This is a genomic window from Shigella sp. FC1544 (genome assembly GCF_001722145.1).
Taxonomy (GTDB): Bacteria; Pseudomonadota; Gammaproteobacteria; order Enterobacterales; family Enterobacteriaceae; genus Escherichia; species Escherichia coli.
In genome coordinates this window covers 1-11,477 of the sequence record NZ_MECT01000110.1, presented here as the reverse complement: position 1 = coordinate 11,477, position 11,477 = coordinate 1, and the positions used below count along the sequence as shown (strand labels likewise).

Sequence of the window (11,477 nt, the reverse complement as noted above, 5' to 3'; positions counted from 1 at the left end):
TTTAGCGTTTGTCATCAGTCTCTAATATGGTCGACATGAAAACTACGCATACCTCCCTCCCCTTTGCCGGACATACGCTGCATTTTGTTGAGTTCGATCCGGCGAATTTTTGTGAGCAGGATTTACTCTGGCTGCCGCATTACGCGCAACTGCAACACGCTGGACGGAAGCGCAAAGCCGAACATTTAGCCGGGCGGATCGCTGCAATTTATGCGCTGCGGGAATATGGCTATAAATGTGTGCCCGCAATCGGCGAGCTACGCCAACCGGTGTGGCCTGCGGAGGTATACGGCAGTATTAGCCACTGCGGGGCTACGGCATTGGCCGTGGTTTCCCGTCAACCGATTGGCGTTGATATCGAAGAAATTTTTTCTGCGCAAACAGCGACCGAATTGACAGACAACATTATTACACCAGCAGAACACGAGCGACTCGCAGACTGCGGTTTAGCCTTTTCTCTGGCGCTGACACTGGCATTTTCCGCCAAAGAGAGCGCATTTAAGGCAAGTGAGATCCAAACTGATGCAGGTTTTCTGGACTATCAGATAATTAGCTGGAATAAACAGCAGGTCATCATTCATCGTGAGAATGAGATGTTTGCTGTGCACTGGCAGATAAAAGAAAAAATAGTCATAACTCTGTGCCAACACGATTAATTGACAACATCTGGTACGATTCGCCCGCAGCCATCACTGACCGCGGGCGAAAGTGTAAAGCAGGTGCCTTACCACTCTGACCTGACAACCGGATATGCGGGGATTGCTCCCCGCACAACGGCTACTTCTTCGGTTCGTAAGCGAGAACAGCCTTAAACTCAATATTACGTTCCTTTACGGTGAACTCACACAGCGAATCCCCGACCAGAAGCGTAAATCCCAGCACCGTTAAACACAGCACTATGACTGCCGCAAGGGCATATTTCGTCAGCATGTTTATATTGCCTCCATGCGAAGAAGGGACTACCATCCAAATTGTTCAGGTTTGGGTAGGTAGCCCCAGGGTTGATAGAAATATCGTCCTGGGGCTTCATCTTTCCAGACCTCAGAGTAAACCTGAAACCGGAAAGCTTCAGGCACCCGCAGTTATCTTACCCTTGCTTAGCAAAATAGCTGTTTATTTATACAGTAAGTCCTGTTTCGGACTTCTCACTCCCCATTTGATCAACTGAAGCTGAACCCGTTTTTTTCTGCATGCCTCAATCGTCAAAATTCTTCGCCACCAGTCAGCACTGCCATAACTTGTCACATTGCAAAAGTAGCCAAATTGCTTCTGTCATAATCAGTTCACCATCACCAAAAAAAAGAAACATTCCAGAACTTCCGCATCTCGCCCAGCCGCTCCCACTTCTATACTGAATAGAAAACGCCAACATAAGAGAAACCTATGCCATTACCCGATTTTCATGTTTCTGAACCTTTTACACTCGGTATTGAACTGGAAATGCAGGTGGTTAATCCGCCGGGCTATTACTTAAGCCAGGACTCTTCAATACTGATTGACGCGGTTAAAAATAAGATCACGGCCGGAGAGGTAAAGCACGATATCACCGAAAGTATGCTGGAGCTGGCGACGGATGTTTGCCGTGATATCAACCAGGCTGCCGGGCAATTTTCAGCGATGCAGAAAGTCGTATTGCAGGCAGCCGCAGACCATCATCTGGAAATTTGCGGCGGTGGCACACACCCGTTTCAGAAATGGCAGCGACAGGAGGTATGCGATAACGAGCGCTATCAACGAACGCTGGAAAACTTTGGTTATCTCATTCAACAGGCGACCGTTTTTGGTCAGCATGTTCATGTTGGCTGCGCCAGTGGCGATGACGCCATTTATTTGCTGCACGGCCTGTCACGGTTTGTGCCGCACTTCATCGCCCTTTCCGCCGCGTCGCCATATATGCAAGGAACGGATACGCGTTTTGCCTCCTCACGACCGAATATTTTTTCCGCCTTTCCTGATAATGGCCCGATGCCGTGGGTCAGTAACTGGCAACAATTTGAAGCCCTGTTTCGCTGTCTGAGTTACACCACGATGATCGACAGCATTAAAGATCTGCACTGGGATATTCGCCCCAGTCCTCATTTTGGCACGGTGGAGGTTCGGGTGATGGATACCCCGTTAACCCTTAGCCACGCGGTAAATATGGCGGGATTAATTCAGGCTACCGCCCACTGGTTACTGACAGAACGCCCGTTCAAACATCAGGAGAAAGATTACCTGCTGTATAAATTCAACCGTTTCCAGGCCTGTCGCTATGGGCTGGAAGGCGTCATTACCGGTCCGCACACTGGCGATCGTCGACCGCTAACGGAAGACACCTTGCGATTGCTGGAAAAAATCGCCCCTTCCGCACATAAAATTGGTGCATCGAGCGCGATTGAGGCCCTGCATCGCCAGGTCGTCAGCGGTCTGAATGAAGCGCAGCTGATGCGCGATTTCGTCGCCGATGGTGGCTCGCTGATTGGGCTGGAGAAAAAGCATTGTGAGATCTGGGCCGGTGACTAAGTAGGGAATTGCCTTACAGAAGAATATCCCTGACAATGGTGTTTTAACTTACATTTAACAATGTTATGAAACACCCTTTAGAAACCTTGACTACCGCAGCAGGCATTTTGCTGATGGCTTTCCTCTCTTGCCTGCTGCTGCCCGCCCCCGCACTGGGGCTGACGCTGGCACAAAAACTGGTGACCATGTTCCATCTGATGGATCTTAGCCAGCTTTACACTTTATTGTTTTGTCTGTGGTTTTTAGTGCTGGGCGCTATTGAGTATTTTGTTCTGCGCTTTATCTGGCGACGCTGGTTCTCGCTGGCGGATTAAACGTCGATTATCGCCGTACTTCGCGGCATACTTTGCTTATTCTCCTTCGCCTAAAGGAACGTTTATGGATAAGCAATCACTGCACGAAACGGCGAAACGCCTGGCCCTTGAGTTACCCTTTGTCGAGCTTTGCTGGCCTTTTGGCCCGGAGTTCGATGTTTTTAAAATTGGCGGCAAAATTTTTATGCTGTCGTCGGAGCTGCGCGGCGTCCCCTTTATCAATCTGAAGTCCGAACCACAAAAATCCCTGTTAAATCAGCAGATATACCCGAGCATTAAGCCAGGGTATCACATGAATAAAAAGCACTGGATTTCGGTGTATCCCGGCGAGGAAATCTCCGAAGCGTTACTTCGCGCTCTGATCAACGATTCGTGGAATCTGGTGGTTGATGGTCTGGCTAAACGCGATCAAAAAAGAGTGCGTCCAGGCTAAAGCGGAAATCTATAGCGCATTTTTCTCGCTTACCATTTCTCGTTGAACCTTGTAATCTGCTGGCACGCAAAATTACTTTCACATGGAGTCTTTATGGATATCATTTCTGTCGCCTTAAAGCGTCATTCCACTAAGGCATTTGATGCCAGTAAAAAACTTACCCCGGAACAGGCCGAGCAGATCAAAACTCTCCTGCAATACAGCCCATCCAGCACCAACTCCCAGCCGTGGCATTTTATTGTTGCCAGCACGGAAGAAGGTAAAGCGCGTGTTGCCAAATCCGCTGCCGGTAATTATGTGTTCAACGAACGTAAAATACTTGATGCCTCGCACGTCGTGGTGTTCTGTGCAAAAACCGCGATGGACGATGCCTGGCTGAAGCTGGTTGTTGACCAGGAAGATGCTGATAGCCGCTTTGCCACGCCGGAAGCGAAAGCCGCGAACGATAAAGGTCGCAAGTTCTTCGCTGATATGCACCGTAAAGATCTGCATGATGATGCAGAGTGGATGGCAAAACAGGTTTATCTCAACGTCGGTAACTTCCTGCTCGGCGTGGCGGCTCTGGGTCTGGACGCAGTACCCATCGAAGGTTTTGACGCCGCCATCCTCGATGCAGAATTTGGTCTGAAAGAGAAAGGCTACACCAGTCTGGTGGTTGTTCCGGTAGGTCATCACAGCGTTGAAGATTTTAACGCTACGCTGCCGAAATCTCGTCTGCCGCAAAACATCACCTTAACCGAAGTGTAATTCTCTCTTGCCGGGCATCTGCCCGGCTATTTCCCCTCAGATTCTCCTGATTTGCATAACCCTGTTTCAGCCGTCATCATAGGCTGCTGTTGTATAAAGGAGACGTTATGCAGGATTTAATATCCCAGGTTGGGGATTTAGCGGGTATTGAGATCGATCACACCACCTCGATGGTGATGATTTTCGGTATTATTTTTCTGACCGCCGTCGTGGTGCATATTATTTTGCATTGGGTGGTACTGCGGACCTTCGAAAAACGTGCCATCGCCAGTTCACGGCTTTGGTTGCAAATCATTACCCAGAATAAACTCTTCCACCGTTTAGCTTTTACCCTGCAGGGGATTATCGTCAATATTCAGGCGGTATTCTGGCTGCAAAAAGGCACCGAAGCGGCAGATATTCTGACTACCTGCGCGCAGTTGTGGATCATGATGTATGCGCTGCTTTCAGTCTTCTCGTTGCTGGATGTTATTTTGAATCTGGCGCAGAAATTCCCGGCGGCATCTCAGTTACCGCTGAAAGGGATATTTCAGGGGATTAAACTGATCGGCGCAATCCTGGTCGGCATTTTGATGATCTCGCTGCTGATTGGTCAGTCGCCAGCGATTCTGATCAGCGGTCTTGGTGCAATGGCTGCCGTGCTGATGTTGGTATTTAAAGATCCGATTCTTGGTCTGGTGGCAGGTATTCAGCTTTCCGCGAACGATATGCTGAAACTGGGCGACTGGCTGGAGATGCCGAAATACGGCGCGGATGGCGCGGTGATCGATATTGGGTTAACCACCGTCAAAGTGCGTAACTGGGACAATACCATTACCACTATTCCCACCTGGTCTCTGGTTTCTGACTCCTTTAAAAACTGGAGCGGGATGTCAGCATCTGGCGGGCGACGTATTAAGCGCAGTATCAGTATTGATGTCACCAGTATTCGTTTTCTTGATGAAGACGAAATGCAACGTCTGAATAAAGCGCACTTGTTAAAACCTTATTTAACCAGCCGCCATCAGGAAATTAATGAGTGGAATCGCCAGCAAGGTTCTACGGAGTCGATATTAAACCTGCGCCGAATGACCAATATTGGAACCTTTCGTGCCTATCTGAACGAATATCTGCGTAACCATCCGCGGATTCGTAAAGATATGACCTTAATGGTACGCCAACTGGCTCCAGGTGATAACGGTTTACCGCTCGAGATCTACGCGTTTACCAACACCGTGGTGTGGCTGGAATATGAAAGCATTCAGGCTGATATATTCGATCACATATTTGCGATTGTCGAAGAGTTTGGTCTGCGACTTCATCAGTCGCCAGCCGGCAATGATATTCGCTCTCTGGCGGGTGCATTTAAGCAGTAATTAAAAAAACCGCTCTCATCGAATGGATGAGAGCGGACATCGTTTTGTCGGATGTAGCGTGAATGCCTTATTTCCGACGCAGCGTTTTAAATGCCACAAACAGGAATACAATCCACACCGGCAGCAGGATCGCTGACAAGCGCATATCATCCATCGTGCACATCAGCAGCAAAATCATGCCGAGGAAGGCAATGCAAAGATAGTTGCCGAACGGATAAAGCAGCGCCTTAAACTGTGTTTCACGTCCCTGACGTCGCATCGCCGCGCGAAAACGCAGATGCGCCAGGCAGATCATAATCCAGTTCAACAGCAGCGTTGCTACCACCAGCGCCATCAGCAGACCAAACGCTTTTTGCGGCAGCAGATAGTTGATTAACACCACCAGCGAAGTGATCGCTCCGGAAAGCATCAGCGAGTTAATCGGCACGCCGCGATGGCTGACGCGAGTCAAAAACTTCGGCGCATTACCCTGCACAGAAAGGCCAAACAGCATGCGGCTGTTAGAGTAAACCCCGCTGTTATACACTGACAGCGATGCTACCAGAATGACGAAGTTCAGCGCAGAAGCTACCTCGTTGCTGTCGAGATTATGGAAAATCATCACAAACGGGCTACTGTTGGATTTCACTTCCACCCACGGATAGAGCGCCAGTAAAACCACCAGTGAACCGATGTAAAACAGCAGGATGCGATACACCACCTGATTTACCGCTTTTGGAATGCTTTTTTCCGGATCGCGCGCTTCAGCGGCAGTAATCCCAATCAGCTCCAGACCGCCGAAGGAGAACATAATTACCGCCAGCGACAAAATCAGCCCATTCCAGCCGGTGGCGAAGAAACCACCGTAGCGCCAGAGGTTGTCGATACTGGCTTTCTCGCCGCCGTGACCAGAAAACAGCAGCCACAGGCCAAAGCCGATCATACCGATGATTGCCAGCACTTTAATCAACGCAAACCAGAACTCGGTTTCGCCATATAAGCGCACGTTCACCAGGTTAACGGCGTTGATGATAATAAAGAAGGCGGCAGCCCAAATCCACGTTGGAACATCCGGGAACCAGTACTGCATATAGATGCCCGCAGCGGTCAGCTCTGCCATTCCCACCAGCACGAACATTACCCAGTAGTTCCAGCCAGAGAGGAAGCCCGCAAACGGTCCCCAGTATTTATAGGCAAAGTGGGCAAATGAACCGGATACCGGCTCTTCGACCACCATCTCGCCGAGCTGGCGCATAATCAGGAAAGCGATGATCCCGGCGACGCCGTAGCCCAGCAATACAGCCGGACCCGCCATCTGAATCGCCGGGCCAATGCCAAGAAACAGACCAGTACCAATTGCGCCACCCAGCGCAATCAGTTGAATATGACGGTTATGTAATCCGCGATGAAGCGTCGGCTCTTGATTCGACGCAGTATCTTCCGATACGGTTGACGCGTTTTTCACGCCTTTCCCCTGTGTGTCTTTTTTGTTGAGGGGCACCTTTTAACATTTAGTGCCCATCGTCGCAAGACACAATCCACACGGTTAAACGGGGTATCCTGCTTTTATTTCCGTACCCGATGTCGGTGCAGCCACATCAGCTTATACGCCGCCGGGATAATAAACAGCGACAGCAAAGGCGCGGTGATCATGCCGCCAATCATCGGTGCGGCAATCCGGCTCATCACCTCTGAACCAGCCCCCGTTCCCCACAGAATCGGCAGCAGACCGGCGATAATCACCGCCACCGTCATCGCTTTCGGGCGCACGCGCAGTACCGCGCCGTGATACAACGCCTCATCCAGCTTCTGCTCACTGAATGTTTGCGGATTATTCAACGACGGCTCGGCCTCTATGGCGTGACGTAAATACATCAGCATCACCACGCCAAATTCGGCGGCGCCCCCGGCAAGGGCAATAAAACCGGTGCCCGTTGCCACAGAAAGATGAAAGCCCATCCACCACAGCAACCAGATGCCGCCCACCAGCGCAAACGGTACGCTGCTGATAATCAGCAACGCTTCGCCCACCCGACGGAATGCCAGATACAACAGCACGAAGATGATCATCAGTGTCATCGGCACCATGAGTTTCAGCTTATGGTTGGCGCGCTCCAGTAGCTCGAACTGCCCGGAGAATGCCACGCTGGTGCCCGGTTTTAACTGCACTTTTTCAACTATCGCTTTTTGCAAATCGTGAACCACCGACACCATGTCACGATCGCGGGCATCGATATAAATCCAGCTCGTCGGGCGCGCATTCTCGGTTTTCAGCATCGACGGTCCGGTTGAGACTTTAACGTCGGCCACGTCTGCCAGGGTGATTTGCTGCTTCATCGGCGTCAGGATCGGTAGCTGGCGCAGTGCCTGCGGGCTATCGCGCCAGCTTTGCGGATAACGCAGATTAATGGGATAACGGGCAATCCCTTCCACCGTTTCGCCAACCATCGCCCCGCCCACCGCAGAAGTCACAAACAACTGCACATCCGCCACCGTCATACCGTAACGCGCGGCTTTTTCACGGTTAATCTCAACGTTGATATAGCGCCCACCTTCCAGACGCTCGGCAAGCGCAGAAGCCACGCCTGGCACCGTTCGCGCTACTTCTTCAATTTGCTCAGCCATCGCGTCGATATCCGCCAGCACAGTGCCGGAAACTTTAATGCCGATGGGGCTTTTAATGCCGGTTGAGAGCATATCGATACGGTTACGAATTGGCGGCACCCACAGATTCGCCAGCCCCGGCAGCCGCACGGTGTTATCCAGTTCCTCAATGATTTTGTCCATCGTCATGCCAGGCCGCCACTGATCCTGCGGCTTAAGCTGGATGGTCGTTTCAACCATCTCGAGCGGAGCAGAATCGGTGGCGGTTTCCGCTTTCCCGGTTTTGCCAAATACCCGCGCCACTTCAGGTACGCTCATAATTAGCTTGTCGGTTTTTTGCAGCATACTCGCCGCCTCTGCTGCGGAAATCCCCGGCAGCGTCGATGGCATATACAACAAGTCGCCTTCATTGATCTGCGGTAAAAATTCCCCGCCAACTTTATTGAGCGGCCAGAGAACCGTCAGCACCGAAAGCGCTGCCACCAACAGCGTGGTTTTCGGCCAGTGCAGTACTTTCAGCAATAGAGGATGATAAACACGAATCAAAAAGCGATTGAGCGGGTTACTGCTTTCCGGCGGAATTTTGCCACGGATCCAGTAACCCATCAGGATCGGGATCACTACGATCGCCAGCAGCGCCGCACCCGCCATCGCATACGTTTTGGTGAACGCCAGCGGGCCAAACAGACGCCCTTCTTGCCCTTCCAGGGTGAAGATTGGGATAAACGACAGCGTGATAATCAGCAGACTGATAAACAGCGCCGGCCCCACTTCAACAGATGCATCGGTAATCACCTGCCAGCGCGTTTTATTATCCAGCGTGGCGTCAGGATGCTGGTGCTGCCACTCTTCCAGCCGTTTATGCGCATTCTCGATCATGACGATAGCAGCATCGACCATCGCCCCGACGGCAATCGCAATGCCACCCAACGACATAATATTGGCATTCAGTCCCTGGAAGTGCATGACAATAAAAGCAATACACAACCCCAGCGGCAACGAAATAATCGCCACCAGCGCCGAGCGCACATGCCAGAGAAACAGCGCACAGACTACCGCCACCACAATAAACTCTTCCAGCAACTTGCCGCTGAGGTTGTCGATGGCGCGGTCAATGAGCTGGCTGCGATCGTATGTTGTAACTATCTCCACGCCTTCCGGCAGACTACTTTTCAGCGTTTCCAGTTTGTCCTTCACGGCGGCGATCACTTCTCGGGCGTTTTTGCCGGAGCGCAGGATCACCACCCCGCCCGCCACTTCGCCTTCGCCGTTCAGTTCGGCAATGCCCCGGCGCATCTCCGGGCCAACCTGGACCTTCGCAACATCGCGCAGATAAACGGGCACGCCATTTTCACTGGCTTTTAAAACGATGTGATTAAAGTCGTCGAGCGTTTGCAGATAGCCGCTGGCGCGCACCATATATTCCGCTTCCGCCAGTTCGATCGACGAACCGCCCGCTTCCTGGTTTGAAGCATCCAGCGCGCTTTTTACTTCGGCGAGACTGATGCCATACTGCGCCAGGCGCTGGGGATCGATAACCACCTGATACTCTTTCACCACACCGCCCACCGACGCCACTTCCGCAACGTCAGGGATGGTTTTCAGCTCATATTTGAGAAACCAGTCCTGTAATGAGCGTAAATCGGCCAGATCGTGCTTACCGCTGCGATCCACCAGTGCATATTCATAGATCCAGCCAACACCCGTGGCATCTGGCCCCAGCTCGGCGCTGACTCCCGCAGGCAGCTTACCCTGTACCTGGTTGAGGTACTCCAGCACCCGCGAACGCGCCCAGTACGGATCGGTACCATCTTCGAAAATGACATACACATAAGAGTCGCCAAACTGCGAGAAACCACGCACAGTCTTCGCGCCAGGCACCGACAACATGGTGGTGGTTAGCGGATAAGTCACCTGATTTTCAACGATTTGCGGTGCCTGCCCGGGATAGCTGGTTTTAATAATCACCTGCACATCGGAGAGATCCGGCAGCGCATCCACTGGCGTATTAATGATGGTCCAGGTGCCCCAGATGCTAAGAAACAACGCGCCCATCAGCACCAAAAAACGGTTCGCCACCGAGCGACGAATAATCCATTCAATCATTGGTTATTCCCTCAATGCGCATGGGTAGCACTTTCAGAGCGCATCCGCTCCAGTGCGCCAGAAATATTGGCTTCGGAATCAATCAGGAAAAGGCCGCTGGAAACCACCTTTTCACCTTCCGCCAGACCAGAGCGTAATGCGGTGACACCTTGCGATGCCTGGAAAACGGCAACGCGTTTCGGTACAAAGCGCCCGTCGGCATCAATGGTAATCACCCGCTGTTCGCTACCGGTATCAATCAGCCCTTGTGACGGAATGAGCAGCATCGGTTCGCTGGCGGTATTGAGTTGCAACCAGGCGTTCATGCCCGGTTTTAGCGCCTCGTCGGCGTTGTCGACTTCCAGACGCAGCTGCAGCGTGCGGGTCGCGGCATCCACGCCGGGTAGCAGCGTCCATTTGCGGATGGTGAGTGTTTTATCCGGTCGTGCCGGAACGGTGAGCGTAAACTGCGAGGCATCTTTCACCAGCCAGGCGATAGACTCCGGGATCGCAGCAGTGACCCACACCGGGTCCATACCCTGAATTTTCGCTACCACGTTATCTTTGGCGATATTCATTCCCGCGCGCAGATCAAACGCGGTGATCACGCCATCAATGGGCGCTTTGAGCGTAAAGCGAGTCTGGATTTTTTGCGTGGCGATCAGGCGGCGAATATCCGCCTCCGGCATTCCCGCCAGTCGCAGCCGCTCAAGAATGCCTTCAGTCTGGGTCGCCGTACCGCCGGTTTCGCGCAGCAGTAAATACTCACTCTGCGCTTCCACCCAGTCAGGAATGGTCAGGTCGAGAAGCGGTGTGCCCTTTTGTACTTTATCGCCCACGGTAAGCGGATACACCTTGTCGATAAACCCGGCAGCGCGAGCCTGCACAATGGCATACTGATACTCGTTGTAACTGACATTCGCCGGGAAACTCTGGGCAAAAGTCAGCGGTCCGCGCGTGACGGTAGCCGTTTTCACCCCCAGATTCTGCGTCTGAGTCGGGTCAATGCGCACACCAGACGCAGAACTCTCTTCATCGGCATATTTCGGCACCAGATCCATATCCATAAACGGCGATTTACCTGGTTTATCGAACCGCGTATTGGGGTACATCGGGTCGTACCAGAATAAGATTTTACGTTCTGCGGGTAATGCTGCCAACTTACTGATTTAGTGTATGATGGTGATTTTAAGGTGCTTGCGTGGCTTCCATTTCCATCAGATGTCCTTCCTGCTCCGCTACTGAAGGCGTGGTGCGTAACGGCAAAAGCACTGCCGGACATCAGCGCTATCTCTGCTCTCATTGCCGTAAAACATGGCAACTACAGTTCACTTACACCGCCTCTCAGCCCGGTACGCACCAGAAAATCATTGATATGGCCATGAATGGCGTCGGATGTCGCGCCAGTGCACGCATTATGGGCGTTGGCCTCAACACGGTTTTACGTCACTTAAAAAA

The 11,477-nt window shown here is 52.0% G+C and carries 11 protein-coding genes and 1 pseudogene; 8 read left to right on the top strand and 4 right to left on the bottom strand.

The window, feature by feature from the left end:
• Nucleotides 1-35: 35 nt before the first annotated feature.
• Entirely contained in the window at nucleotides 36-656 is a 621-nt protein-coding gene (gene entD, locus BGK49_RS07560; protein WP_001298903.1) for an enterobactin synthase subunit EntD, read from the top strand.
• A 121-nt stretch (nucleotides 657-777) separates the two neighbouring features.
• Here the strand turns inward: entD and hokE are convergent, their stop codons facing one another.
• Nucleotides 778-930, bottom strand: coding sequence for a type I toxin-antitoxin system toxin HokE (hokE, locus tag BGK49_RS07555; protein ID WP_000956455.1), 153 nt, complete (start codon nucleotides 928-930; stop codon nucleotides 778-780).
• Between hokE and BGK49_RS31505 the strand changes: the two genes are divergently transcribed.
• The 6 genes from BGK49_RS31505 to ybdG all read left to right on the top strand — a co-directional run bounded on the left by BGK49_RS31505 (nucleotide 899) and on the right by ybdG (nucleotide 5,351).
• Nucleotides 899-1,168: a hypothetical protein gene (locus BGK49_RS31505; protein ID WP_009008364.1), complete on the top strand. Its 270-nt coding sequence runs from the start codon at nucleotides 899-901 to the stop codon at nucleotides 1,166-1,168. The genes hokE and BGK49_RS31505 overlap by 32 nt on opposite strands.
• A gap of 215 nt (nucleotides 1,169-1,383) precedes the next feature.
• Nucleotides 1,384-2,502: a YbdK family carboxylate-amine ligase gene (locus BGK49_RS07540; protein ID WP_001130674.1), complete on the top strand. Its 1,119-nt coding sequence runs from the start codon at nucleotides 1,384-1,386 to the stop codon at nucleotides 2,500-2,502.
• A 65-nt stretch (nucleotides 2,503-2,567) separates the two neighbouring features.
• Nucleotides 2,568-2,816, top strand: coding sequence for a DUF1158 domain-containing protein (locus BGK49_RS07535; RefSeq protein WP_000682518.1), 249 nt, complete (start codon nucleotides 2,568-2,570; stop codon nucleotides 2,814-2,816).
• A gap of 64 nt (nucleotides 2,817-2,880) precedes the next feature.
• A complete protein-coding gene (locus BGK49_RS07530; protein ID WP_000360962.1) occupies nucleotides 2,881-3,249 on the top strand; it encodes an MmcQ/YjbR family DNA-binding protein in 369 nt (122 codons plus the stop codon).
• A 93-nt stretch (nucleotides 3,250-3,342) separates the two neighbouring features.
• Nucleotides 3,343-3,996 carry an oxygen-insensitive NAD(P)H nitroreductase gene (nfsB, locus tag BGK49_RS07525; protein WP_000351470.1) on the top strand — a complete coding sequence of 218 codons (654 nt, stop codon included), beginning with the start codon at nucleotides 3,343-3,345 and terminating at the stop codon, nucleotides 3,994-3,996.
• A 107-nt stretch (nucleotides 3,997-4,103) separates the two neighbouring features.
• Nucleotides 4,104-5,351: a mechanosensitive ion channel YbdG gene (ybdG, locus tag BGK49_RS07520; RefSeq protein ID WP_001153160.1), complete on the top strand. Its 1,248-nt coding sequence runs from the start codon at nucleotides 4,104-4,106 to the stop codon at nucleotides 5,349-5,351.
• 67 nt (nucleotides 5,352-5,418) lie between these two features.
• Here the strand turns inward: ybdG and pheP are convergent, their stop codons facing one another.
• The 3 genes and pseudogenes from pheP to cusB all read right to left on the bottom strand — a co-directional run.
• The gene (pheP, locus tag BGK49_RS07515; protein WP_000786312.1) at nucleotides 5,419-6,795 is read right to left on the bottom strand and encodes a phenylalanine transporter; all 1,377 of its coding nucleotides are present in this window, start codon (nucleotides 6,793-6,795) and stop codon (nucleotides 5,419-5,421) included.
• A gap of 101 nt (nucleotides 6,796-6,896) precedes the next feature.
• Entirely contained in the window at nucleotides 6,897-10,040 is a 3,144-nt protein-coding gene (gene cusA, locus BGK49_RS07510; protein WP_000573978.1) for a Cu(+)/Ag(+) efflux RND transporter permease subunit CusA, read from the bottom strand.
• Between the two features lie 11 nt (nucleotides 10,041-10,051).
• Nucleotides 10,052-11,164: pseudogene (gene cusB, locus BGK49_RS07505) on the bottom strand (Cu(+)/Ag(+) efflux RND transporter periplasmic adaptor subunit CusB); the annotation flags it as partial.
• 56 nt (nucleotides 11,165-11,220) lie between these two features.
• Here cusB and BGK49_RS07500 point away from each other — a divergent pair.
• Nucleotides 11,221-11,477, top strand: a 257-nt coding sequence (locus BGK49_RS07500; protein WP_024259250.1) for an IS1-like element transposase, incomplete at its 3' end; no start/stop codon positions are given.